Source organism: Duganella dendranthematis, from assembly GCF_012849375.1.
In the GTDB taxonomy this organism is placed as follows: Bacteria; Pseudomonadota; Gammaproteobacteria; order Burkholderiales; family Burkholderiaceae_D; genus Rugamonas; species Rugamonas dendranthematis.
The window spans coordinates 3714326-3736911 of the sequence record NZ_CP051684.1 but is presented as its reverse complement, the minus strand read 5'-3'; the positions used below and the strand labels follow the sequence as shown (position 1 = coordinate 3736911).

Genomic DNA, 22586 nt, shown 5'->3' with positions numbered 1-22586 from the left:
GGGAAGCGCAGAATGGCCTGCATCAACTCAACCGAAAGGAGTCATCATGAAAACCAGCGGCAATACGATCTTCATCACCGGCGGCGGCTCCGGCATCGGTCGCGGCATCGCCGAGGCCTTCCACAAACTGGGCAACCAGGTCATCATCAGTGGCCGCCGCAAGGCGCTGCTGGACGAGGTGACCAAGGCCAATCCCGGCATGCATAGCGTCGAGCTGGACATCCAGGACCCGCAGCAGATCACCGCCGTGGCGGCGCAACTGGTCAAGGATTTCCCGACCCTGAACGTGCTGTTCAACAATGCCGGCATCATGCCGTTTGACGACGCCGCCGGCGCCATCGACGATGCCACCGCCGTCGCCACCATCACCACCAACCTGTTGGGTCCGGTGCGCATGACGTCGGCGCTGCTGCCGCACCTCAAGCGGCAGCGGGATGCGGTGGTGATCCACAACTCGTCGGTGCTGGCCTTTGTGCCGCTGGCCGGCAACGCGGTGTACTCCGCCACCAAGGCCGCCATCCACTCCTACGCCCTGTCGCAGCGTTTTGCGCTGGCCGGCAGCGGCGTGCGGGTGGTGGAAATCGCTCCGCCATGGGTCGATACCGACTTGGTCCACAAGAGCGGCGACCCGCGCGCCATGCCGCTGCCGGCCTTCGTCGCCGACACCATGCAGGGTCTGGCGCAAGGCCGCGATGAAGTCTATATCGATGGCATCAAGGCGCTGCGCGACAACCCCGGCTCCGGCGAGCACGGCTTTGTTCAGGCCTTCAACCAGGACATGAAGGACAATCCGATCCCGGTGGGCCACTAAGCCATGGACGCCATCGCCCGCCCTGCGGCACTGGCGCTGCGCTCGCTGAGCCTGGCGTACTTCGTGCAGGCCACCGGCGCGCTGTCGGTGGTCGGCAGTCTGGCGGCGATTGCCACCGAATGGGGACTCAGCGACGCCCAGACCGCGCTGCTGATCACCGTGTTCGGCGTCACCTTCGCGCTGGCGGCGCCGCTGTTGCAGGTGGCGTTCGGCCATCTGCCGCGGCGCCGCCAGGTGCTGATCGGGCTGGCGGTGTTCAGCAGCGCGGCGCTGGCCTTCGCGCTGGCGCCGGACTATCGCGCGCTGCTGGTGGCGCGGGTGGTGATGGGACTGGGCGCAGCGCTGATCGGCCCGGTGCTGGGCGCGCTGGCGGCCGGTCTGGTCGAACCGAAGCAACAGGGCAGCGCGATCGCCATGGTGCTGCTGGGCCTGAGCATGGCCGGACTGGTGGGCATGCCGCTGTCGGCCTGGATGGCGCAAGCCTGGGGCGCGCGGCCGCTGTTCGTCGCGGTCGCCGCCGCCGGTCTGCTGACGGTGGTGCTGATTCGCCTGGCAGTGCCGGCACAGGCCGGCGGCCAGGCGATTTCGCTGACCACGCTGGGACGGGTGCTGACCGATCCGGTGCTGTTGCCGGCCTACCTGGTGGTGTTCTTCATCGCCGCCGGCGCCTACACCACCTATGCGTTCATCGCGCCGATCATCCGCGACGTCTTCCATGGCAGCGCACATACGGTCTCGGCCGGCATGGCGGTGCTGGGCGTGGCCGGTGTGCTGGGCAATCTGTTCGTGGTGCGGGCGGCCCGCCGCTACAGCGCCGACGCCATGCTGCTGGCCGGCATGGGCTTGCTGGCGCTGGACCTGGTGCTGCTGTTGCTGGCGCCGCCGACGCTGGCCCTGCTGTTCGGCGTACTGCTGTTATGGGCCTTCGCCACCGACATCGTCTGGCCATCGCAGCAGCGCCGCATCGTGGAATTGTCGGCCGCACTGCGCGGCGTGGCGCTGGCGGTGACGGCGTCGTTTGTGTTTGCCGGCATCGCCTTCGGTTCGGCGCTGGCCGGCCTGCTGTATGCGCGCTATGGCTACCACGCCAACCTGCTCGGTTCGTTGGCCCTGTTGCTGCTGGCCGCTGCCTTCCTGGCCTTGTCGGCGCGCCGCGCGCAACTGCCCGGCTGGTCCCACGGAGCCGAGTAGCGCCGCCTAGCGCAGGTAGCGCGCGGCCCGGTCGATCAGCTCGGCCACGGCGCCGGGATGGGATTCATGCACCGCATGGCTGCTGCGCGCTTCGGTCACGGCGGCGCCGGCGCGCTGCGCCATCAGCTGTTGCGCCAGCGGCGCGATCATATTGTCTGCGCTGGCCACCAGATACCAGCTGGGCCTGGAGCGCCACGCCGGCATGCCGACCTCGCCGGTGAAGGCGTCCAGTCCCAGCGGCTGCTGCGCGCTGGCCAGGAAAGCGGCGCGTTCGGCCTGCAGGTCGGCGGCGTAAGCGTAGGCAAACTTGGCCTGGTCCAGCCGCAGAAAGCCGCGCACCGGCGCCAGCATCGGCGGCAGCGGCGCGCCGGGCAACGGCATGGCGCACAGCTTTTGCACCGATTCGCCGCAGTCGGGCGCGAACGCGGCCAGGTAAACCAGCCGCGCCACCTTGGCATGGTGGCCCGCTTCGGTAATCACCACACCGCCATAGGAATGGCCGACCAGCACCACCGGACCGTCCTGCAAATCGAGCACAGCCTTGGTCGCCGCCACGTCGGCCGCCAGCGAGATGGTGGGGTGCTGGACGATGTGCACATGGTAGCCCTGCGCTGTCAGCAGCTTGTAGACCGCTTCCCAGCCGCTGCCATCGACAAACGCCCCATGCACCAGCACGACATTATTGACGCGCATTCCTCTCCCCATCTGCTGTATGTGCCCGGCAGTGTGCGCGCCGCGCCAGACCGCGGCAACCACCCAAACGGGTAGCGCCGCCGGGGCGCCGGGCGGAGGCCGGCTCGGTTAGCTCGAAGGAAATAAGTTAAAATCGTGAAGTATTTGCTCAATCAACGTGGTGCTTAATCAATGAATGCCGAGTGGCGCGCTCAATTTGGTCCGTTTACGCTGTCACCGGCCGAACGCCTGCTCGAACAGGATGGCGTCGCCGTCCGGCTGGGCGGGCGCGCGCTCGACGTGCTGATCGCGCTGGTGGCCTCGGCCGGCGAAGTGGTCGGCAAGCGCGAGCTGCTGGCCACCGTGTGGCCGAATATGGTGGTCGAGGAAGGCAGCCTGCGCTTCCACATCGTCGCCATCCGCAAGGCGCTGGGCGACAGCGCCGGCCAGCACCGCTACATCGTCAACGTCGCCAATCAGGGATACAGTTTTGTCGCGCCGGTGCACCGCATCGCCGCGGCGGCGGCGGCGGCCGACCGCCCGGCCGCCGTCAGACCGGACGCGCCGCCGCGCCTGCCGTCGCTGTCGACCCAGGTGCTCGGCCGCGACGAGGAAGTCGGCCTGCTGACCGCCGCGCTGGCGCGCTACCGGCTGGTGTCGATCGTCGGCGCCGGCGGCATCGGCAAGACCACGGTGGCGATCACCGCCATGCATGCGGCCCGTGCGGACTTCGCCGGCGATGTGCACTTCGTCGATTTTTCCTGCATCACCGAAGCCGAACTGGTACTGGCCACCCTGGCCGGCGCGCTCGGCATGGCGCACCGCGCCGACGACCCGCGCGCGCTGGAAGTGCATCTGGCCCAACGCAAGGCGCTGCTGGTGCTCGACTGCTGCGAACACGTGATCGATGAAGTGGCCACGCTGGTCGAGAGCCTGCTGCGCAACTGCCCCGAGGTCCGCGTCCTGGTGACCAGCCGCGAAGTGCTGCGCGCCGCCGGCGAGTACGTCTACCGCCTGCAACCGCTGGCCTGCCCCCCGACGGCGACACCCTGACCGGCGCGCAGGCGCTGGCCTACCCGGCGGTCAGGCTGTTTGTCGAGCGCGCCGCCGCGGGCGGCCTCGACTTCATGCTGTCGGACCACGATGCGCCGCTGGTGGCGCGCCTGTGCCGCGACCTGGACGGCATCGCGCTGGCGATCGAGCTGGCCGCCAGTCGCATCGACGCGCTCGGCCTGCACGCCGTCACCCAGCATTTTGACGCCGGTGCCTCGCTGTCGTGGCCCGGCCGCCGCACCGCCAACGCCCGCCACCAGACGCTGCGCGCCACGCTCGACTGGAGCTTCAACCTGCTGCCGGACGCGGAACGGCTGCTGCTGCGCCGGCTGTCGGTGCTGACCGGCACGTTCTCGCTGGAGGCCGCCATCGCCATCTGCTGTCCCGACCAGGACCAGTTTGCGGCCATGGAGCTGCTGGCCAATCTGGTGTCGAAGTCGCTGGTGGCGGTGCACGCCGGCGGCGCCACGCTGCGCTACCGCATGCTCGACACCACCCGCTCGTATTGCCGCAACCTGTTGCAGGTATCCGATGAACTGGCGGCGGTGACGCAGCGTCACGCCGAATTTTTCCAGCGCTGGATCGGCCGCTTCGACGGCCAGTCGCCCGACGCCGACCTGATCGAACAAGACCTGCCCAATCTGCGCGCCGCGCTGGACTGGTATCTGCTCGACCGCCGGCACGTCGGCCGCGCGCTCGAACTGGCGGCGCAGACCTGCCCGCTGCTGCTGCAGCACTCGCAGCTGGTCGAATGCTCGCGCTGGGCGCAGGCGGCGCTGCAACACCTGCCGCCGGCGCTGGCCGGTTCGCAGCTGGAAATGCGCCTGCAGCGCGCGCTCGGCCAGTCGCTGATGTTCCTCGGCAGCGGCCGCAACGGCCGCGCCAGCGCCGCCTATCGCCGCAGCATCGCGCTGGCCGAGCAGCTGGACGACTTGCCGGAGCTGTTGCAACTGCTGAGCGGCTACCTGGTGCTGCTGCACCGGGAAGGCGCGTACACCGAGGCGCTGGCCATCGGCCACCAGGCGCAGTCGCTGCTGCAGGGGCGCGACGATCCGCAGGCGCGCTTCATGGTCGATGCGCTGATGGGCGTCTGCCTGCACCTGACCGGTCAGGTCGAGGCCGCCCGGCAGCACTGGGAGAACTGCTTCAGCTACGCGGCCAGCGCGCCACAGGTGCTCGATTCCCGGGTGGGCTTTGAATACCACATCCGCGCGCTGTGCGGCCTTAGCCGGACACTGTGGCTGACCGGCCATCCGGCCCAGGCCTACGCACTGGCGGCAGAGACCATTCTCAAGGCCAAACACTACGGCCACGCGGTCACCTACTGCCTGGCGCTGATCTGGGCCGGTTCGGTCTACAGCTATGCCGAGGACGTCGAGCGCATCGCCGCCGTCGCCGACGAACTGGAACGGGTCGGCAAGCAGCATTCGCTGGAACCGTACCGCAACTCCGCCGACATCCTGTACGGCCAGGTACTGCTGCTGCAAGGACAGCCGGCCGCCGGCGGCGAGCGCATCCGCGATGCGGTGGAGTCGCTGCACGACTACGGTTACGAGATGCTGACCAGCATGGCGCTGACACTGATGGCCAAGGGCCTGTCCGACCTGGCGCTGCACGCCGCCAGCCTGTCGATGTGCGAGCAGGCCGAAGCCACCATCCGGCGCGGCGGCGACCTGCTGCGCCTGCCCGAATTTCTGACCACGCGCGGCGGCTGCCAGGCCAATATGGGCCGCCATGCCGACGCCGAACAGAGCTTCCTGGCGGCGATCGCGCTGGCGCAGCAACAGGGCGCCTGGTCGGAACAGCTGCGCGCCAGCGTGGCGCTGGTGCAATTGCGCCAGGCGCACGGCGCCGTGGACGCGGCGGCGCTGCTGCTGCCGCTGGTGGACGCCGCCCGGCACGAGCACTCACCGGACCTGGCGCGCGCCCGCGCGCTGCTCGGCCACCCGGCCGGCGACGCCGCGCACGCTGTCCCGGTCGCGCTCTAGCATGGCCGCCACGCGTCCCGCCAAGGCGATCGTCCTGGCCGCCGTCATCTGCAACGGGCTGGAGTTCTTCGATTTCGTCGCTTATGCCTTCTTTGCGCAAACCATCGGCAAGGTCTTTTTCCCTGGCGCGGCGTCCGACCTGGCGTTGCTGCTGTCGGTCGGCGTGTTCGGCGTCGGCTTTGTCGCCCGGCCGCTGGGCAGCATCGTCATCGGCCGCTATGCCGACCGGGCCGGACGCCGCCCGGCGCTGCTGCTGAGTGCCATCCTGATGACGCTCGGCACGGTCGCACTGATGCTGACGCCCGGTTACGCCACCATCGGCCTGGCCGCCCCGCTGCTGATCACGCTATGCCGGCTGGTGCAGGGTTTCGCCCTCGGCGGCGAAACCGGCCCCGCCACCGCCTTCCTGCTGGAAGGCGCGCCGCCACACCAGCGGGCCACCTATGTGGCGCTGCAAATGGGCAGCCAGGGCATTGCCACCGCATTGGCCGGGGCCCTGGGCATGGGCTTGTCGCTGTCGCTCAGCGCCGGCCAGATGGAGGACTGGGGCTGGCGCGTACCGTTTGCCATCAGCACCTTGCTGATCCCGATCGCGCTCTACCTGCGCTTCCAGATGCCGGAAACGCTGGCCAGCCAGGCCGGCGCCGCCAGCGCCCCCACCGCTCACGCCGTGCGGTTGCCGTGGTGCAGCCAGCATGTGGTGCTGGGCATCCTGGTCATCGCCGGCGGCACCGTGTCGACCTACATCGGCAGCTACATGACCACCTACGGCGCCACCGTGCTGCACCTGCCGCCGGCGGACGCCCTGCAAGCCGCCATCACCACCGGTCTCACCATGCTGGTCGGCGCGCTGCTGGGCGGCCATCTGGCCGACCGCTATGGCCGCTGGCCGCTGATGTTCTGGCCGCGCCTGCTCACGGCGCTGGTCTGCCTGCCGATGTTCAGCTGGCTGATCGCCCACCCGCACGCGATGGCGCTGCAACTCATCTCGGCCACGCTGGCGTTTTTGACCGCGCTCACCGCCGGCGCCGTGCTGACCACCATTTGCGAGCTGTTCCCGGCCGCCCAGCGCGCCTCGGCGCTGGCGCTGATCTATTCGGTCGGGGTGTCGCTGTTTGGCGGCAGCGCACAGTTTGTCGTCACCTGGCTGATCGCCCGCACCGGCGACCCGATGGCGCCGGCCTGGTGCATCGCCGCCACCAGCGTGGCGGCGCTGATCGCCACCGTGCACCTGCCGGAAACCGGCGGCTCACAACTTACAACAAGCGCTAACTCGACGCGGTAGCGCTGACTGGCGATGATAGCGGCATGCCTTCATTAATAGCCAGGAAATTGCAATGAACATCAGCGCAGCCAAGTCGCTCATCCATGTCGCCGTCCAGATCCGCGAACCGCTGTTGCAGGCCGGCGCCTGCGCGGCGCTCCAGCAGGCTGGCGACATCGTCCAGGTCGACACCGGGGGCACACCGCAACCGGTGCAGGTGCTGGTGGTGGACGGCGCCGCCGTTCCCACGCTATCGCAACACCTCGCCACCGGCGCGCAGACCTATGCCGGGGCGCGCGTGCTGGTGGTGGTGGCTAGCGCGCGCAACCACGCCATCGAATGCGCGTTCCGCCATGGGATCCATGGCGTGATCCTGAACACCGCCTCGGTCGAGGACTTTATTGCCGGCGTCAAGAGCGTAGCGCGCGGCGATTTCTTCCTGTGCAGCGAGCTGGCGCGGCAGGCCCATTTGCCGGGCCGTAACACGCTGACCACCCGCGAGGACGATGTGATGCAGCTGCTGGCCCAAGGCCTGTGCAACAAGTCGATCGGACGCCAGCTGGATATCGCCGCCGAAACGGTGAAGTTTCACGTCAAATCCATTATGGTCAAGCTCAATGCCAGCAGCCGCACCGAGGCCGCCAGCATCGCCATCTCGCAGGGGTTGACCGAGCATTTTGCGTTATCGCTGCCAAAGTGGAAAGCACCGGCCAGCCAGTCGCGCTGCCACGCCTAACCCTAGCGCCTGCGCAAGCGCCGCCAGCCCAGCACCATGCCGGCCAGCGTTGCCGTCCCGCCGAGCAGGCACAGTATGATGACCAGCACGTCCCATAGCGGCCGCGCGCGCAAGACGGCGGCGAAGTCCAGTTGATGCAGGCCGTTGAACAGCCAGCGGTTCCATTGGCTGTTGCGGTCGGAATAGCCAACCAGTTGGCCTTGGGCGGGGTCGATGTAGAACGTGGTGTCGTCGGCCAGCGCGAAGCGCCCGCGTAATACCGGCAGCACAGCGGTGTTGTGGTGGCTGTAGTGGTAGCTGTCTTCGCTGGTCAGCGTTTCCACGGATTGCAGTTGCGCGCCGGGACGCATGGCCTGGATGGCGTGCAGCAGGCGCGCTTGTGGGATCGGGCCTGCTGGCGCGCCGGTATGTGCGTCCAGCAGGCGCCGCTGCGTGCGCCCCAGCGTGCTCAGATAAAGCTGGCCATCAACACGCAGCCATGTCAGTTCCATTGCGCCGGGATGCTTCCGCACCGTGTAGGCTATTGAGATTGACAGGTCGTCGCGGGTCAGCGGGCCGCCGGCGAATGCGAGCCGGTCCTGCGCCGTGATGCCCGGCGATGACAGCCAGTCGAACGGTGTGACCGACAGCCAGCCGCTGAACAGCCATGTCATCATCAACGCGCCTACGCTCAGGCCCAGCCAGTGGTGCCATGCTTGCCAGCCGCGATATGGCGAGCGCCGGCCGCCGGCGTAACGGCGGCGCAGGCGCAGGCGCTGAATGCCCAGCGCCATGCCGAGCATCACCAGCAACAGCGCCGCGCCCGAAGTCCACATCACCACCTGTCGCCAGGGCTGGCCGTGCGTGCGCAAGGGCGTGAAGTAGATCCAGTGGATCACCGATCCGGCCCAGTTCCAGGCGCGTTCGCTGCGCGTGGTGTCGCGCACCAGTTCACCGGTGCGGCTGGAGATGTACAGCAGGCTGCCCGCCGCGTCGTCTGCTTGGACGCGGTACAGCGGGCGGTGATGTTGCAGGCTGCCGAAACTCCATTGGTCGATGTCGATCAGCTCCGCCGACAGTGCTTGCGCGCCGGGTGCGGCGTTGCGCGCGCTGGCCATCGCCAGTGCCGGCGTGACCTGCACCGGCTGGCCGGTATCGGCCCAGACGGATAGCCAATGGCCGTCGGCCTTGAAGTGGTAGGCCGGACGGCCGGCGACGGTGGTCATGCGCACTTCGGCCGGCAACGCCTCCGGCGCGGCGGCATCGGCGCGATTGGGATGCGCGGCGGCGTGCCACGCATCCCACGCGTTCAACCGCACCTGGCGCGCATCGATAGTCGGCAGCCACGCCATGCGTTCCTGCTCCGTCAGCGACGGATACGGCACATACATCATGACGATGCCGGAACCGAACCATAGCAGCACCAGCAAGCCAAGCACGATGCCCAGCCAGCGGTGCCACAGGTGCAGCTGACGCTTCCAGGAGCCCATGATCAGTAGCGCCACTGCACGGTCAACTCGGCATGGCGGCGATCGCCCAGCAGATACTGGCTGTCGCTGTACGAGGTGCTGGCATACAGCTTGTCGGTCAGGTTGCGCAGGTTAAGCTGCACCAGCACATTGCGGCTGTAGTTCCAGCCCAGCGACCCATCGAACGTCGTGTAGGCAGGTATTGTCTGGCTGTTGGCGTTGTCGATGAAACGTTCGCCGACATAGCGCACGCCGGCCGATGCGCGCCAACCGCGATAGCGGTAGTTAAGCCACAAGTTGGCCGACACCTTCGGCACGTCGGACGGTCGATTGCCGGCGCGCGACTGGTTGCCGCCTTCAAGCAGCTGGTCAAACTGCGCATCAGTGTAAGCAGCATTTGCTTCCAGACGCCAGGCCTGCGCCAGCGCGACGCTGGCCGTGACTTCCGCGCCGCGCGAAGTCTGCGAACCACCCTGCACCGACAGCGCCGGGTTGGTCGGATCGCGCGTGATGATGTCGTCCTTGCTGATGTGGTACAGCGCCGCCGTCCATTCGGCCTTGCCGCCGGCCAGCGATTGCTTGACGCCCGCCTCCACCTGGCGCGCGGATGTCAGCTTGTAGCGGCTATTGGCCAGATTGAGCGACAGCAAACTGGTGACCGGATCGCTGCCGGTGCTCACCTGGCCGTACAGCGAGGTGTCAGCCGCCAGCTTCCACGTCAGGCCGAGGCGCGCGGCGTTCGCTTGCAGCGTCGAGCTGAAGCCGGCCGCGCCCAGCAGGCTGACGCGATCAACCTTGTAACGGTCATGGCGCAGGCCGGCCAGCAACAGCAGGCTATCGTTGATGCTGTAGGCGTCTTCCACATAGAAGGCGGTGGTGACGGTGTGGGTCGAGAAGTTCGGCAGCAGCGGGTCCGGGCTATCGAATACGCCGGGATCGAAGCCGGTCGGCGCCACGGTGGACGAGCCGCCGTACGGCGAGTTATTCGTATGCAGGAAGTTGATCACGGCCGCTTCCCAGCCGGCCGCCACGCGATTGGCGCCGTTGTTCCAGCGCGCTTCCAGGCGGTTGCCGGTCTGTTCCTGATCGTGATGGATGGCGATATAGTCGCTGCGCTCGACCACATTGGCGCTGGCGTCGTAGTGATAGTACTCGGCATTGCGCCAGTTGCGGCGCGCCTTCATGTAGGCCAGCTCGTTGCTGATGGTGAGCGCCGGCGAATAGCGCCAGGTCAGGCGCGCCTGCGCCTTGTCGTCAACGAAGTGGATATCGGCGTCGCTGACATCGTAGTTCTGGTCGCGCAGCGCGCGCGACAAGCCACCATTCACCAGCGGCGTGCCGAAGTAGCGCTGCGGCTTTTGCTCCAGATGGTCGAGCTGCATATCCAGGTCGAGATCGGGCGTCAGCGCGTAATGCACGCTGGTCAGCAGCTTGCCGTGACGCGAGTCGCCACGGTCGATAAAGCCGTCGCTGTGGTCCGCATACGCGTCGATGCGGAAGGCGCCATGTTCGCCCAGCGCGCCGGTGCCGCCGACGCCGGCGCGTACCGCTTCGCCGCCGCCGATGCCGGCCATCGCTTCAAATGAACTGGTACGGCTAGGCGCCTTGCGCACCGCGTTGATGGTGGCGCCGGTGGTGCCGCTGCCGTACACCACCGATCCCGGACCGCGCAGCACTTCGATGTGGTCATAACCCCATGGGTCGGCCGGATACGTGGCGGTGCCGGAACCGACTTGCGGGCGCTGGCCGTTTTCCAGCAAGGCGATTGAGCCGTTGCCAGTGAAGCCGCGCGCCGAATAGGCCACGCCATTGCCGGGTGAGCTGATGTCGGTCAGGCCGGTGCTGCGGGTGACCGCATCCTTCACCAGCAGGTCGCCACGCGCCTGCATGGTGTCGGCGCTGAGGATGTCGACGCTCGCCGGCAGTTCCTGCGCCGTCAGATTGAGGCGGCTGGCGGTGCCGCTCTGGCGCGCCAGTCCCAGTGCGGGACTGGTGGACGTGCCCTGCACGGTGACGGTCTGCATCTCGTCGGCCTGTTGGGCAAAGGCGCCGGCGGCGCACAGCAGGGAAACAATAACGGCAATGGTGGTCGTACTGGCGGAGTGCCTGGAATCGGTCATGACAACATCTCTATGATGAATGGTTGGCGGAATCCGTCGCGCAGACGCAGGCGCGCACCAACACACACGCGGCAAAGCGTGCGATGGCAGTGATGCATACGGAGAGCGACGAACATCTAACAGGCAAAGCCACACCCCGGGCCTGGCGCATTAATCGTGACTGGCCGGTCTTCTGGCTGGCCTTCATCCTTCGCTGTCCTTGCCTTCCCGCGCGATGCGCAGTGGCGTTCGGTCAACGTCGTCAGGCTTACAGCAGCGGGGGCTGCGCCGGACTGGCGCACGATGCAAATCGTGCGCGTCACCGGCTTCCCGTTTCACCCCGCAGCTGACAAGCATGCAGGGCACCATTCACGTATGAAGCCGAATTCTACCCGAATGCCCTTGCCGTTGTCATGGCATCCAAGCGCCAGGACCGGATCAGCTCTATAATTAACGCAACTAACTTGCATTAAGGATTGTATATGAACGAAGCACTTCCGACAATCGAACTGGCCTTGCTGCTTGGTTTGCGCCATGGCCTGGCGCCCGATCACCTGGCCGCCATCGACGGTTTGACCATGCGCGCGCAGCCGGCCAGCGCGCCGTGGATGGGCGGTCTGTTCGCGCTGGGCCACGGCCTGACCGTGCTGCTGATCGTGGCGCTGGCCGATCTGGCATCAGTCTGGCTACAGCCGGATTCCAGTTTTCTGCATGCGATGGACTGGCTGGAATGGCTGCCGGGGATTTTATTATTGGCGCTGGCGGCGCTGAATGCGCGCACCTTGCTGCGGCCCATGCAGGCGCGCAGCGTCAATTCCATCGGCGCGCGGTTGCTGGCGCCATTGACGGCGGTGCGGCCGTTGACCGCGTTCGGCATCGGCATGCTGTTTGCGCTAGGCGTGGAGAGTATCCTGCAGTCGCTGGCCTGGGGTTACGCCGCCACCCAGTTGGGTGGCGGCAGCTGGAGCGCATTGCAGGTGGCCGGCGCGTTTGTGCTGGGGATGGCGTTCACCGATGCGCTGGATGGTTACGCCACCGCGCGCATCTCGGTCACCGCCGGCCAGCAGGCGATACAGCAATTCCGCCACCGCATCGGCTGGCCGATTATCGTGCTGTGCACCGTCAGCGGCTTGCAGTTGTTGATGTCGAAGGTCTGCGTCCGCTGCCAAGTGGCCGAGGACGGGCTGGAACTACTGGGCGTCGGCATGGTGACACTGACCCTGGCGCTTTATGCCTTCGCGTGGACGCGCGGCGCGCGGCCGTCAGCGGAATAGCGAGAAGTCCGGCAACGCGGCGATCCAGTCGAGGAGGCCCTGGTTGCCGGAGGCGCGGGCCGATATGAAGATCAGGCACAGGCCAACGCGACCTCGCTTCACAGCACTTGCAGCGTGCGCCACAGCGGCAGGCCGATCGTGAGGAAGCCTTTGGCGTGGATCTCCAGAAGCGCCAGATTTTCCTGCTCCGATTGCAGCGTGACGCCATCTTTTTGCAAGCGCCGTCCGCTCGGCGCCATGATCTGCCAGGCCACCCCCGCCAGGCTTTCCGGCGTCAATTCGGCCTGCTGATGAATCGCCGCCAGGAACAACCGTTCCAGGAAGTTGGCCGCGATGCCATTGCTGAGCAAGGGCGCGCATAACGCCTGGTGTTCGTCGCCATATCGGGTCTGCGCCGCCAGCGCGGCGTTCAGGCGCGCGGCGGCGGTGTGATCGGCGCTGTCCGGCACAGGGAAGTAAAACACCGCCTGGTTGGAGGCCGATAGCAAGGCCGCCACCTGCGCCAGCGCGTGGATATTCTGTCCCGCCAGCGCCGGCAATTGCTGGAGTTCGGCCAGCGTATGCGGGCGTTGCGCCAGCGTGTCGAATACGACGTTGTATAGCGCCTCGTGGCCATTCACTTCGCCGAGCGTCAATTTCATCTTGGCCGATGCGGCGGGGCGCGGCACGGTCAGCGCCAGGCCAACTTGCGCCAGCAGTTCGCTCTGGCGGCGCGCGCCGATGTGCTGGGCGCCGCGCACGAAGACGTCCTTGCGGAAGCTGGTGTTGAGCAGGTAGTCCTTCAGCGTTTCGCGCATTTCCGGATGGGGCAGGCGCTCGATCAGCTGCCGCTGCTCGTCGTTAAGGAACACCATCGGATAGGCGTAGGCCAGGTCGGCCGGGCCGGCAAACGTCATCTTGGCGTCCGCCAGGTCGCGCGCGACGTCGGCATGAAACAGCGGCTGCCAGTGCTTGTGCAGATACTCGTGCACCAGATAGTGCGGGCTGGCGGTTTTCAGGCTGTCCAGCCGGACTTTGAGTCCGGGATTGGCGCTCAGGTAGCCGGCTTTGACGGCCTCCAGCTGGCCGACAAATTCGGTCGCGCCCTTGATCTGCACATCGCTGCGGTTGGGGAAGGCGTCGGCATATTCCACCAGCAGCCGCTGCAAGGGCAAGGCCGGCGCCCAGCCCGGCATGGCGTTGTAGCTCAGGTAGACCACGCCGCCCGGCTTCAGGTAGCGGCCGATGAAGTCGACGATGTGCCGGCGGTTCTCCGCTGTCACCCAGCTGTAGATGCCGTGCAGCGTGATGAAGTCGAACTGCGGCAGCGCGGCCTTGGCCTGGCCGTGGGCCAGTTCTTCGAAGCTGTTTTCCAGCAGCGTCAGGTTGGACAGCTGCGCCTGTTTTGCCAGCGCGCTGGCGCCGGCCACGTGGGCCGGGTTGAAGTCGGCCGCGTAGAACTGGCCGTTGGGATGGCTGGCGGCCACCAGCTGGGCGGTCAGGCCGCGGCCGAAGCCCAGTTCAAAATAGGTGAAGGGCTGCTGCAAATCGACCGGCTCAATGCCGTTCAGCAGGCACACGAAGTTGAGCCAGGCGGGGCTTTGTTCGCGGTAAAAGCCCGAGGTGTATTCAATGTCCGAAACGTAGCCAGAAGTCCAATCCATGCGCTGTCCTTTTCCCGGGTTCGAATGCCGATGCAGCCTCCATCATACTGAATTTTGCCAAAAAGTCATTAGAACTCCGCCAACAGGAACCCGGTCGCTGGCGCGGAGATTACGGAGCGGCCGGCGTCAGCGCCTGCAGGCCGGCCGACACATACACCAGCGGCGCATTCCAGTTGATGGCGATTTCGTTGCTGGCGTAGGAGCAGGCGTGGTCCAGGTATGAACGCGCCGGCAGTGCCGACGGATACGGCTGCGGACAGCCCTGCTGGTCCTGCTGGCCCGGCTGCGGACCGCCCACCAGCCAGCCCGGCACCGGCGCGGCGATGCCGTCGGCCACCGACGGCCGGTGGTGCGGATGCAGCGCCGAACGCGTGCCGTAGCCGGTGACGAAGGACAGCTCGACAGCATTCCGGCCCAACACATAATCCAGCCCGGACTGGGCAGCGTCCAGGTAGGCGCGCTTGCCGTTCACGCGGTAGGCGTGCAGCAGCACCATGGCCTGGTTCAGCACCACGGCGTTACTGCCCCACACATAATCCTTTTTTTGCAGCGTGATGCCGTATGGCGATTGCTGCCAGGCGGCGGCCAGCTGCTGCGCCAGGCCGTCGACGCGGCTGGCGATCAGCGCCTGGTCGGCGGCGGCACCCAGCGTCGTGCGGTGGCGCGCCAGCGACAGCCAGGCCAGGCCGCGCACGTCGCTCCACGCGGACACGGTCATGGCCTGCTCGGGCGCGTGCAGCGCCTGGTAGTAGGCATTGTCGCCGGTGGTGATGTACAGCTCGGCGGCGGCCCACGCCTGCTCGTCGCTGACGTCGTTGTCGGCGTATTCGCCGGTGGCGACGTCGGCCGGCTGGCGGTAGTAGTCGCGCGGATGGACCTGGGCCCAGCGCCACGCCTGCTGCGCAGCGCTGCGCATGCGCGTGGCCAGCGCCGCATCGTATGGTGCGTAGACGCGGCTGGCGGTGGCCATGACGGCGGCGAAATCGAGCGCGGCGGCGGTGGTTTTCTGCACCACGTAGCGCGGCGCGGTGGCTTGCGCCGGCATCACCATGCCGTCGAACTTGAGGTTGGTCAGCTTGTGGTAGACGCCGCCGTCGGCCGGGTCTTGCATGGTCAGCATCCAGTCCAGGTTCCAGCGCGCTTCGTTGAGGATGTCCGGCACGCCGTTGCCGCTTTCCGGGATGTTGAGGCGCTGCGCCTGAAAGTAGGCCGGGAAGTCTTCGTAGGCGGCCAGCAGCGTGTAGGTCGAAATGCCGGAGTTGACGATGTATTTGTTGTAGTCGCCGGCGTCGTACCAGCCTTTCGGGCTGGAGATGAGGCTGCCGGCAGGACGCGCCGGCGAAGCGGCCGAGGCGTGGATCAGCACTTGCGTGTCCGGATGGCCGGCGGCGCGGGCGTAGATGCCGGCGTGGGCGGCGTCCAGCGCGATGCCGGCGCGGTTGAAGTAGTAGGCTTTGAGGGCGGCGGCGTTGACGGCTTGATAGGCGCTTGCGCTGATCTCGAATGGCGGCGAATCGGGCAAGCCGGCCACGCGCAGCTGGTAGCGGCCGGGCGTTTTCAGGCTGGCGAAGTGCGCCAGCCGTACCGTGTCGCCGGACTCGGGGGCCTTAGTGGCCTGGCCCAGCGTGCCGGATTGCACCACGGTGTCGCTGCCGGCGCGCACGATGCTGAAGTCGCGCGCGGCGCCATCGGGTACCACCGCGACCTTGTCGGCGCCGGGCAGGAAGCCGAGCTGGTTGAGTTTGATGCCGTCGGCTGCGGTGGCGGTGACGCCCGCGCCGGCCAGCGCCAGCAAGGTGATGATTTGTCGCATAGGTCTCCTCTGTTATTTTGAAATCGTTTTCAGAGGATCATCGCGTACTTTGGCGGCCAGCGCAATCGATTCCGGTGTCAAGCGACAGCAGCATGCGGTTGCGGCTGCCGGAGCAGCCAGCCCGGCGGGCGGATGGTGCTGCCGGCGCGCGGGTGGCGGCTACTTGCGCGCGGTGCTGCTGCGGCTGCGGCGGGCGACGCGGTGCTTGCGGCGCGAGGCCGAACGGCGCACCGGCTTGTGGTGGTATTTTTCCGTCTCGCCGCTTTCGGCGCGTTGTTTGTTGACGATGCGCGATGCGACTTCTTCCTCACGGCCTTTATAGCGGCCTTCCTTCTTGAACTGGCGTTCCAGCTTCTGGTATTCGTGCTCGCGCTTGGGACTGGCTCCTCGTGGCATGGTGACCTCCTGTAAATGACTGAGGTGTTCCATCATGCACGCCGGCCACGGGCGGGTAAGTTCGCTACTTCACGCAAGCGCGGCAAGCGCGCTCAGGCCCGCTGAAGTTGCGTCACTTCGCGCTGCATCAGCTCGACAAAGCTGGCGATGCCGGCATTGCGCACCGGATGGCACGGGATGCCGGCGCGCGCGGCCAGCTGGCGGGTGACGTGCATGGCGTTGTGGCTGATGCAGTCGACCGGGAACACCACCATGTCGGCGCGCGGCAGCAGCGACGCCAGCATGCCTTTGCGGTCTTCGATGCCGCCGTCGTGCGTCAGCAATTCGCCGCCGGCGGCGGCCACCAGCCGCGCCAGCAACTGGTTCGATTGCGGCCGGCCGCCGACGTACATCACGCGCCGGCCGTGCAGCGACGGCAGCGTGGCGCTGTCGTCGTCATTGTCCAGCGTTTGCAGCAGCGCCTGTTCCAGCGCCTGCACTTCGACGCGCGCCTGTTCGGCGTCGGCGCCCAGCTGGCGCGCGGCGTTGCGGGTCAGCTCGGCGGCGGCGTCGCTGGCGGCCAGCCGCGCTGCCAGGTCGGCGCTGCGCGCGCTGTGCTGCGCCAGTTGCTCATCGCGCGCGGCGATGAGGTCGCGCAGTTGCGCCAGCTGGTCGGCGGCGGACGCATGGGCCAGGCCGGCATGGCGTTCGCGCAGCCGGGTCAGCTCCATCGCCTGCTGCGACACCACTTCGACCGCCTGCTGGTGCTGCGCCGCCTGTTCCTGCGCGCGGGTTTGCAGTGCGGCGTTCTGTTCACGCAGGCGCGCGCACTCCTCTTCCAGCGCGTTCAGGCGGCGCAAGTCGGCGCGGTTGGAGGCGCCCACCAGGTGCGACAGCATGTGAACATCGCCGAAGGCCTGGCGCCGCAGCGCATGGCTGCACAGCGGATGCGTCAGCAAGGCCCAGTAGGCGCCCGGCACGTCGCCCTGCGCCAGCGCATCGGCCCACAGCTGCGCCAGCCCCTCCTGGTCGGCCGGCTTGAAGCGTTTGATGGCCAGCGCGTGGCGGGTATCGAGCGCCTTGTGCAATTCCTTGGCGGCGGCCTCGCCCTGCATCGACAGCTCGACCGCCGTGTGGTGGATGTCGAGGTCGCTGGCGGTCTTGCGGTCCAGCTGTGCCGCGTGGCGCGGCACCAGCTTGCGCAGCTCGCCGGTGGTCAGGCAGGTGCCGATGACCGAGCAATGCAGGTTGGAATCCAGCTCGGCCAGCTTGGCGCGGCGTGGCGCCGGCGCCGGGGCGGCCAGGAACGGCGTGGTTTCTGGCGCGCAGCAGGCATCGGCCGGCACGTTCAGCAGGCGGTGAATGAAGTGCGGCGGCGCAGGTTGGGCGGGCAGGAAGGGCATGGGAGGACCGTGAAAACGCTATATACATTGGAATATAGCGCATTACCGGGCTGCGCACCATAAGCGCTGTATAATTTCCTATATAACGCTTTTTGAAGGAGCACCGATGTCCGATTTGTTGCGGCAGCTGGTTTTGGCTGCCTGTCTGGCGGTCGCCTTGCCGGCCTGGGCGCACGATGCGCCGCCGGCCGCGTCGGCCGCGCCGGTCGGGGCTGCGGCCGTAGCCGGTCAGGTGGCGATCGGCGGCGCGGTGACGCAGCCGCTGACGCTGGATGCGGCGGCGCTGCGCCAGTTTCCTGCGGACCAGATCGTCGACTTGCGCCTGCCCGGCCGCGACGCCGGCGCGCCGCCCAGCGTGCTGCGCGGCGTGCGGCTGCGGGCGCTGCTGGAGCGTGCGCAGGTCAAAACGGCCGACCACAACACAGTCAAGAAGCTGGCCGTGATCGCCAGCGCCAGCGACGGCTACAAAGTGGTGTTTTCGTGGAGCGAGCTGTTTAACAGCGAACTGGGCGACTCGGTGCTGGTGCTGTTCGAGCGCGACGGCAAGCCGCTGGCGCCGGCCGAAGGGCCACTGGCACTAATTTCGGGTAAGGATATCCGCACCGGCCCGCGCCATGTGAAGTGGCTGCAAACGGTGGAAGTACGGCAGATTGTCGAATGAAGACCGCGCTGATACTGCGCCATCTGGCGTTTGAAGACCTGGGCCTGCTACAGCCGGTGCTGGCGCGCGCAGGCTACGCCATCCGCTATATTGAGGCGGGCGTCGATGCGCTGGCCGCGCACCCACCGCTGGCGGCGGATCTGGTGGTGGTGCTGGGCGGCCCGATTTCGGTCTACGACAGCGCCGACTATCCGTGGCTGCCGGAGGAAATCGACTGGCTGCGCCAGCGCCTGCTGGAAGACCGCCCTACCCTCGGCATCTGCCTCGGCGCGCAGTTGATGGCGGCCGCGCTGAACGCCAGGGTGGAGGCAGGCCCGCGCAAGGAAATCGGCTGGGCGCCGCTGACGCTGGGCCGCGAGGGCGACGATTTCGCCGGCATGGCCGACTATCTGGCGCAAACGCCGGCCGTGCTGCACTGGCACGGCGACACTTACGCGCTGCCGTCCGGCGCGCGTCATCTGGCGTCCAGCGCGCTGTACGAGAACCAGGCCTTTGCCTGGGGCGCGCATTGCCTGGCGCTGCAATTCCATCCGGAGTTTGAGCCGCACCGGCTGGAGCAGTGGCTGATCGGCCATGCGCTGGAGATCGCCTCCACGCCGGACGTCACGCTGCACCAACTGCGCGCCGACACGGCCCAGCATGGGCAGCAGGCGCAGGCGGCCGCTACGCAATTTTTGGCCGGCTGGATCGCCACGCTGTCAGGCTGCCGCTGCAAGCCGCTGATCGTGCCGTTGGTGCGGCGCCAGCACGCGCCCTGCCGCCGGAATTTTTAAGGCATACTGGCGCATCCCTACTGCGCCCGTCCGTCATGGCTGTCGAACTGAATCTGAAACTCCGCGTACTCCACAACGATGAGGTGGCCTTCGGCCCCGGCAAGGCCGATCTGCTGGCGGCGATTGCCGACACCGGCTCGATCAGCGGCGCGGCGCGGCGCATGAAGATGTCCTACCGGCGCGCCTGGCTGCTGGTCGATGTGATGAACCGCTGCTTCCGCCAACCGCTGGTGCTGAGCGCGGCCGGTGGTTCGCACGGCGGCGGCGCCCAGCTGACCGACACCGGCCTCGCCGTGCTGGCGCAGTTCCGCCAGATGGAGACGGCGGCGCAGCAAGCGGCGCAAGCCCATCTCGACGGCCTGAGCGGCCTGCTGCGCTAGTTCTGCTTCAGGTGGTTGACGAACCACCGCCCCGCCGGTCCCGGTGGGTGATCCTTCATATGAATCGCGTGCATCGAGAAGCCCGGCCCCAGCCGCGCGTGCAGCTCGATGTTGATGCGCACCAGCTTGCCGCTGCGCAGGTCATCCTCGACCATGTGCAGCGGCATATAGCCCCAGCCTAAACCAGCCTTGAGGAAGGCGTGCTTCGCGCCGAGGTCGGCCAGGCGCCAGGTCTGGGTCGACATCACGCCGAAGTTGCGTCCGGCCGTCAGCGTCGAGCGGTCGGTCAACACCAGCTGCACATGCTTGCCGGCCTCCTCGTGCGGGATCGGCCCGCCGAGCGCGGCCAGCGGATGGGTCGGCGCCACCACCGCCACCGCCGCCACGCTGAGCAAAAACTCCGAGGCGCAGCCGGCCGGGATCTCCGGCAGCGAACCGATGATGGCGACCCGGCAGTGGCCATCCAGCAGCGGCTGCACCACCGCGCCCAGCGCTTCCACGTACAGCCGCAACGGCGTGGCGGGAAACTGCTGCTGGAACGCCTGCACCGCCGCCGTCAGCGTGGCGATCGGGAACATCACGTCCACCGCCACCGCCAGTTCCGGCTCCAGCCCTTCGCCCAGCGTGCGCGCCTTGGCTTTGAAGGCGTTCATGCCGTCGACCGCCGCGCGCGCCTGTTCCAGCAAGGCGGCGCCGGCTTCGGTCAGGCGCGGGTAGCGGCCGGTGCGCTCGAACAGCGCGAAGCCGACTTGCTGCTCCAGGTTGGCCAGCGTGGTGCTGACCACCGATTGCGCGCGCCGCAGCTTGCGGCCGGCGGCGGAAAAGCTGCCTTCGTCGGCGGCGGCAATGAAGGTGCGCAACTGGTCGAGCGACAAGGCGTCCAGCATGTATCCACTCCTTGGATATGATCCATCGAATTATATAGGCTATTCAGATGGATGCGGGCGGCCTAAGATGGCCCCATCACATCAGGAGCCAATCATGAATCAACGTAACGTCGCTTTCCGCACCGCCGGCCATACCCGTGGCCCGATCACGCGCCTGGCCAGTCCCGGCGACGCCGGTGAGCTGATCAAGCCTTTCGTGTTCCTCGACCGCTTTCACCTGCCGGCCGGCGACGGCGGCAAGATGGGCATGCACCCGCATTCGGGCATCGCCACCATCACGGTGCTGCTGGACGGCGCCATCGAATACCGTGAGACCACCGGCGCGGAAGGCGTGCTGCGCACCGGCGGCGTCGAGTGGATGAGCGCCGGCAACGGCGTCTGGCATGACGGCGGTCCGGCGGAGGGCGAAAGCGCGCTCGGTTTCCAACTGTGGCTGGCGCTGCCGCCGGAAGATGAAAACGGTCCTTGCGACAGCCGCTACCTGTCTTCCGATCAGGTGCCAAGCGTGGGGCCAGCCCGCATAATCCTTGGTCGCCATGGCGCTGCGGCCAGCCCGATCCAGCCGCGTGCGTCGCTCAGCTATCTGCACGTCAAGCTGGCTGACGGCGAACGCTGGACTTACACGCCGCCGGCCGGCCATACGGTGGCCTGGGTGGCGGTCGCGAGTGGAGCCTTAGTTACCGATACCGGCAGCGGCCGCACCACCATCGGCCGCGAGCTGGCGGTGTTTGAGGAAGGCGAAGCGGCGCTGGAGTTTGTCGCGGAAGGGGCGACCGAGTTCGTGCTCGGCTCGGCGGTCAAGCATCCGCACGATCTGGTCACCGGCTATTACTCGGTGCATACCAATGCGGCGGCGCTGGCGCAGGGCGAGCAGGAAATCCAGCGCATCGGCAAGCAGCTGCGCGCAGCAAACTTAATTTAATCAGACAGGGATCACTATCATGAACAGCAATACCATTTCGATCGTCGGCCGCGTGCTGTTGGCCACCATCTTCGTCTTCAGCGGCATCGGCAAGATCATGGCGCCGGCCGCCACCATCGGCTACATCGCCTCCTCCGGGCTGCCATTTGCCACGCTCGGCTTTGCCATCGCGGTGGCGGTGGAACTGGGTGGCGGCCTGGCGCTGGTGTTCGGCTTCCAGACCCGCATCGTGGCCGCCATTCTGGCCGCGTTCTCGATCGTCACCGCGCTGGCCTTCCACAACAATCTGGCCGACCAGAATCAGCTGATCAATCTGCTGAAGAATTTCGCCATGGCCGGCGGCCTGTTGCAGATCGTGGCCTTCTACGGCAATAAGGTCAAGGCTTGATCTGAGCCGGCAGGAACAGCGCCTGCAGGTCGCCGTACGGCATCGCCTTGGCGATCAGAGGGCCAGCGCTGCCGGTGTCCAGGAAGCCTTTGGCCATGCCGGCCGCGACCGACCACAGCGCCTGCGGAATGCCGGAACCGGCGCTCAGGCGCACCGCCCCAGTTGCAGCAATTCGGTGGCTGGCGGCAGGCCCGGCCAGTCCATAACGTTGAGTGGCAAGCCGGCGTCGGCAGCGACCGCCTTGATTTCTTCCGGCAGGCAGATGCCGGGCACGAACAGGCCGTCGGCGCCGGCGGCCTTGTACAGCGCGGCGCGCTTCAGCACTTCGGCCACGCGCTCGCCTTCCGGCGCCAGCCCTTTCAGATACACGTCGGTGCGGACGTTAATAAAGATCTCCGACGACGCGGCCAGCGCCTTGATGGCGCGGATCTTGTCGGCCAGCAGCGCCGGCGCGTCGTTGCCGTCTTCCAGGTTGATGCCGGCCACGCCGACATGGATCAGCCGCAGCACGTTGCGCGCCACCTGTTCCGGGTCGGCCGAATAACCGTGTTCAAAATCCACCGACAGCGGCACCGTGATCACGCGGGCGATATTGGCCGCCACCGCGATGGCGCTGTCGACCGGCAGATGGTCGTTGTCGGCATAGCCTTGCGCCCACGCCACGCCGGCGCTGGTGGTGGCGATGGCGGCCGCGCCCAGGCTCTCGAACAGGCGCGCACTGCCGGCGTCCCAGGCGTTGGGCAGGTGTAGCAGTTGGCGGCCGTCGTGCAGTTGCTGGAATACGCTCATGTTGTCTCCTTTGGCT

Annotated in this window: 22 protein-coding genes and 1 riboswitch; of the genes, 12 read left to right on the top strand and 10 right to left on the bottom strand. The window is 67.3% G+C overall.

Translation table 11 applies throughout. The annotated features are described in order from the left end of the window. The first annotated feature begins 46 nt into the window (after positions 1 to 46). Both HH213_RS17050 and HH213_RS17045 read left to right on the top strand, forming a co-directional pair. Complete coding sequence (locus tag HH213_RS17050) at positions 47 to 811, top strand: SDR family oxidoreductase (protein ID WP_169112998.1); 765 nt, start codon at positions 47 to 49, stop codon at positions 809 to 811. 3 nt (positions 812 to 814) lie between these two features. After that, entirely contained in the window at positions 815 to 2002 is a 1188-nt protein-coding gene (locus tag HH213_RS17045) for an MFS transporter (protein ID WP_169112997.1), read from the top strand. A gap of 6 nt (positions 2003 to 2008) precedes the next feature. Here HH213_RS17045 and HH213_RS17040 read toward each other — a convergent pair whose 3' ends face one another. Then, positions 2009 to 2695, bottom strand: a complete 687-nt coding sequence (locus tag HH213_RS17040) for an alpha/beta hydrolase (RefSeq protein ID WP_229263036.1) — start codon at positions 2693 to 2695, stop codon at positions 2009 to 2011. Positions 2696 to 2866: 171 nt separating this feature from the next. On the opposite strand from HH213_RS17040, the gene HH213_RS17035 reads away from it, so the two are divergent. The 4 genes from HH213_RS17035 (at position 2867) to HH213_RS17020 (ending at position 7715) form a co-directional block, all read left to right on the top strand. Beyond that, the gene (locus HH213_RS17035) at positions 2867 to 3727 is read left to right on the top strand and encodes a winged helix-turn-helix domain-containing protein (protein WP_169112995.1); all 861 of its coding nucleotides are present in this window, start codon (positions 2867 to 2869) and stop codon (positions 3725 to 3727) included. Between the two features lie 74 nt (positions 3728 to 3801). Continuing rightward, complete coding sequence (locus tag HH213_RS17030) at positions 3802 to 5715, top strand: ATP-binding protein (RefSeq protein ID WP_169112994.1); 1914 nt, start codon at positions 3802 to 3804, stop codon at positions 5713 to 5715. 1 nt (position 5716) lies between these two features. Beyond that, positions 5717 to 7000: an MFS transporter gene (locus HH213_RS17025; RefSeq protein ID WP_169112993.1), complete on the top strand. Its 1284-nt coding sequence runs from the start codon at positions 5717 to 5719 to the stop codon at positions 6998 to 7000. A 52-nt stretch (positions 7001 to 7052) separates the two neighbouring features. Further along, a complete protein-coding gene (locus HH213_RS17020; RefSeq protein WP_169112992.1) occupies positions 7053 to 7715 on the top strand; it encodes a response regulator transcription factor in 663 nt (220 codons plus the stop codon). A gap of 2 nt (positions 7716 to 7717) precedes the next feature. Here the strand turns inward: HH213_RS17020 and HH213_RS17015 are convergent, their stop codons facing one another. Further along, positions 7718 to 9184, bottom strand: coding sequence for a PepSY-associated transmembrane domain-containing protein (locus HH213_RS17015; protein WP_169112991.1), 1467 nt, complete (start codon positions 9182 to 9184; stop codon positions 7718 to 7720). 2 nt (positions 9185 to 9186) lie between these two features. Next, positions 9187 to 11283, bottom strand: coding sequence for a TonB-dependent receptor (locus tag HH213_RS17010; protein ID WP_169112990.1), 2097 nt, complete (start codon positions 11281 to 11283; stop codon positions 9187 to 9189). 145 nt (positions 11284 to 11428) lie between these two features. Then, positions 11429 to 11647: riboswitch (cobalamin riboswitch) on the bottom strand. 97 nt (positions 11648 to 11744) lie between these two features. Here HH213_RS17010 and HH213_RS17005 point away from each other — a divergent pair. Beyond that, on the top strand, positions 11745 to 12536 hold the full coding sequence (locus tag HH213_RS17005) for a HoxN/HupN/NixA family nickel/cobalt transporter (protein ID WP_169112989.1): 792 nt from the start codon (positions 11745 to 11747) through the stop codon (positions 12534 to 12536). Positions 12537 to 12634: 98 nt separating this feature from the next. On the opposite strand, the gene HH213_RS17000 is transcribed toward HH213_RS17005, so the two are convergent. The 4 genes from HH213_RS17000 to HH213_RS16985 all read right to left on the bottom strand — a co-directional run bounded on the left by HH213_RS17000 (position 12635) and on the right by HH213_RS16985 (position 17770). Further along, a complete protein-coding gene (locus HH213_RS17000) occupies positions 12635 to 14179 on the bottom strand; it encodes a class I SAM-dependent methyltransferase (RefSeq protein ID WP_169112988.1) in 1545 nt (514 codons plus the stop codon). Between the two features lie 109 nt (positions 14180 to 14288). After that, entirely contained in the window at positions 14289 to 15992 is a 1704-nt protein-coding gene (locus HH213_RS16995) for a glycoside hydrolase family 9 protein (protein WP_169112987.1), read from the bottom strand. A gap of 159 nt (positions 15993 to 16151) precedes the next feature. Next, positions 16152 to 16388, bottom strand: a complete 237-nt coding sequence (locus tag HH213_RS16990) for a hypothetical protein (RefSeq protein WP_169109988.1) — start codon at positions 16386 to 16388, stop codon at positions 16152 to 16154. 92 nt (positions 16389 to 16480) lie between these two features. Beyond that, positions 16481 to 17770, bottom strand: a complete 1290-nt coding sequence (locus tag HH213_RS16985) for a DUF2325 domain-containing protein (protein ID WP_169112986.1) — start codon at positions 17768 to 17770, stop codon at positions 16481 to 16483. Between the two features lie 106 nt (positions 17771 to 17876). Here HH213_RS16985 and HH213_RS16980 point away from each other — a divergent pair, with 106 nt between their 5' ends. From HH213_RS16980 to HH213_RS16970, 3 genes are read left to right on the top strand one after another with little or no spacing between them, the layout of a single operon-like run. Beyond that, a complete protein-coding gene (locus tag HH213_RS16980) occupies positions 17877 to 18431 on the top strand; it encodes a molybdopterin-dependent oxidoreductase (protein WP_169112985.1) in 555 nt (184 codons plus the stop codon). Next, positions 18428 to 19204, top strand: a complete 777-nt coding sequence (locus HH213_RS16975; RefSeq protein ID WP_169112984.1) for a glutamine amidotransferase — start codon at positions 18428 to 18430, stop codon at positions 19202 to 19204. The genes HH213_RS16980 and HH213_RS16975 overlap by 4 nt, the downstream gene beginning before the upstream one ends. A 35-nt stretch (positions 19205 to 19239) precedes the next feature. Then, complete coding sequence (locus HH213_RS16970) at positions 19240 to 19584, top strand: winged helix-turn-helix domain-containing protein (protein ID WP_169112983.1); 345 nt, start codon at positions 19240 to 19242, stop codon at positions 19582 to 19584. On the opposite strand, the gene HH213_RS16965 is transcribed toward HH213_RS16970, so the two are convergent. After that, positions 19581 to 20471, bottom strand: coding sequence for a LysR family transcriptional regulator (locus tag HH213_RS16965; RefSeq protein WP_169112982.1), 891 nt, complete (start codon positions 20469 to 20471; stop codon positions 19581 to 19583). The genes HH213_RS16970 and HH213_RS16965 overlap by 4 nt on opposite strands. A gap of 94 nt (positions 20472 to 20565) precedes the next feature. Here HH213_RS16965 and HH213_RS16960 point away from each other — a divergent pair, with 94 nt between their 5' ends. Next, positions 20566 to 21393 carry a pirin family protein gene (locus tag HH213_RS16960; RefSeq protein ID WP_169112981.1) on the top strand — a complete coding sequence of 276 codons (828 nt, stop codon included), beginning with the start codon at positions 20566 to 20568 and terminating at the stop codon, positions 21391 to 21393. Between the two features lie 19 nt (positions 21394 to 21412). Beyond that, positions 21413 to 21781, top strand: a complete 369-nt coding sequence (locus HH213_RS16955; protein ID WP_169112980.1) for a DoxX family protein — start codon at positions 21413 to 21415, stop codon at positions 21779 to 21781. Here HH213_RS16955 and HH213_RS30180 read toward each other — a convergent pair. Further along, positions 21771 to 21935 carry a hypothetical protein gene (locus tag HH213_RS30180; protein ID WP_229263035.1) on the bottom strand — a complete coding sequence of 55 codons (165 nt, stop codon included), beginning with the start codon at positions 21933 to 21935 and terminating at the stop codon, positions 21771 to 21773. The genes HH213_RS16955 and HH213_RS30180 overlap by 11 nt on opposite strands. Then, positions 21926 to 22570, bottom strand: coding sequence for an isocitrate lyase/PEP mutase family protein (locus HH213_RS16950; RefSeq protein WP_229263034.1), 645 nt, complete (start codon positions 22568 to 22570; stop codon positions 21926 to 21928). Before HH213_RS16950 ends, HH213_RS30180 begins: the two co-directional genes overlap by 10 nt. Between the last annotated feature and the right edge of the window lie 16 nt (positions 22571 to 22586).

What these genes read in the sequence shown, in the direction of transcription:
- HH213_RS16955 (WP_169112980.1), top strand. Translation starts at nt 21,413, where the DNA reads ATGAACAGCAATACCATTTCGATCGTCGGCCGCGTGCTGTTGGCCACC.
- HH213_RS16960 (WP_169112981.1), top strand. Translation starts at nt 20,566, where the DNA reads ATGAATCAACGTAACGTCGCTTTCCGCACCGCCGGCCATACCCGTGGC.
- HH213_RS16975 (WP_169112984.1), top strand. Translation starts at nt 18,428, where the DNA reads ATGAAGACCGCGCTGATACTGCGCCATCTGGCGTTTGAAGACCTGGGC.
- HH213_RS16990 (WP_169109988.1), bottom strand. Translation starts at nt 16,388, where the DNA reads ATGCCACGAGGAGCCAGTCCCAAGCGCGAGCACGAATACCAGAAGCTG.
- HH213_RS17045 (WP_169112997.1), top strand. Translation starts at nt 815, where the DNA reads ATGGACGCCATCGCCCGCCCTGCGGCACTGGCGCTGCGCTCGCTGAGC.
- HH213_RS16985 (WP_169112986.1), bottom strand. Translation starts at nt 17,770, where the DNA reads ATGCCCTTCCTGCCCGCCCAACCTGCGCCGCCGCACTTCATTCACCGC.
- HH213_RS16995 (WP_169112987.1), bottom strand. Translation starts at nt 15,992, where the DNA reads ATGCGACAAATCATCACCTTGCTGGCGCTGGCCGGCGCGGGCGTCACC.
- HH213_RS16965 (WP_169112982.1), bottom strand. Translation starts at nt 20,471, where the DNA reads ATGCTGGACGCCTTGTCGCTCGACCAGTTGCGCACCTTCATTGCCGCC.
- HH213_RS17025 (WP_169112993.1), top strand. Translation starts at nt 5,717, where the DNA reads ATGGCCGCCACGCGTCCCGCCAAGGCGATCGTCCTGGCCGCCGTCATC.
- HH213_RS17005 (WP_169112989.1), top strand. Translation starts at nt 11,745, where the DNA reads ATGAACGAAGCACTTCCGACAATCGAACTGGCCTTGCTGCTTGGTTTG.
- HH213_RS17020 (WP_169112992.1), top strand. Translation starts at nt 7,053, where the DNA reads ATGAACATCAGCGCAGCCAAGTCGCTCATCCATGTCGCCGTCCAGATC.
- HH213_RS17050 (WP_169112998.1), top strand. Translation starts at nt 47, where the DNA reads ATGAAAACCAGCGGCAATACGATCTTCATCACCGGCGGCGGCTCCGGC.
- HH213_RS17040 (WP_229263036.1), bottom strand. Translation starts at nt 2,695, where the DNA reads ATGCGCGTCAATAATGTCGTGCTGGTGCATGGGGCGTTTGTCGATGGC.
- HH213_RS16980 (WP_169112985.1), top strand. Translation starts at nt 17,877, where the DNA reads ATGTCCGATTTGTTGCGGCAGCTGGTTTTGGCTGCCTGTCTGGCGGTC.
- HH213_RS17010 (WP_169112990.1), bottom strand. Translation starts at nt 11,283, where the DNA reads ATGACCGATTCCAGGCACTCCGCCAGTACGACCACCATTGCCGTTATT.
- HH213_RS17035 (WP_169112995.1), top strand. Translation starts at nt 2,867, where the DNA reads ATGAATGCCGAGTGGCGCGCTCAATTTGGTCCGTTTACGCTGTCACCG.
- HH213_RS17000 (WP_169112988.1), bottom strand. Translation starts at nt 14,179, where the DNA reads ATGGATTGGACTTCTGGCTACGTTTCGGACATTGAATACACCTCGGGC.
- HH213_RS17030 (WP_169112994.1), top strand. Translation starts at nt 3,802, where the DNA reads ATGCTGTCGGACCACGATGCGCCGCTGGTGGCGCGCCTGTGCCGCGAC.
- HH213_RS17015 (WP_169112991.1), bottom strand. Translation starts at nt 9,184, where the DNA reads ATGGGCTCCTGGAAGCGTCAGCTGCACCTGTGGCACCGCTGGCTGGGC.
- HH213_RS16970 (WP_169112983.1), top strand. Translation starts at nt 19,240, where the DNA reads ATGGCTGTCGAACTGAATCTGAAACTCCGCGTACTCCACAACGATGAG.
- HH213_RS16950 (WP_229263034.1), bottom strand. Translation starts at nt 22,570, where the DNA reads ATGAGCGTATTCCAGCAACTGCACGACGGCCGCCAACTGCTACACCTG.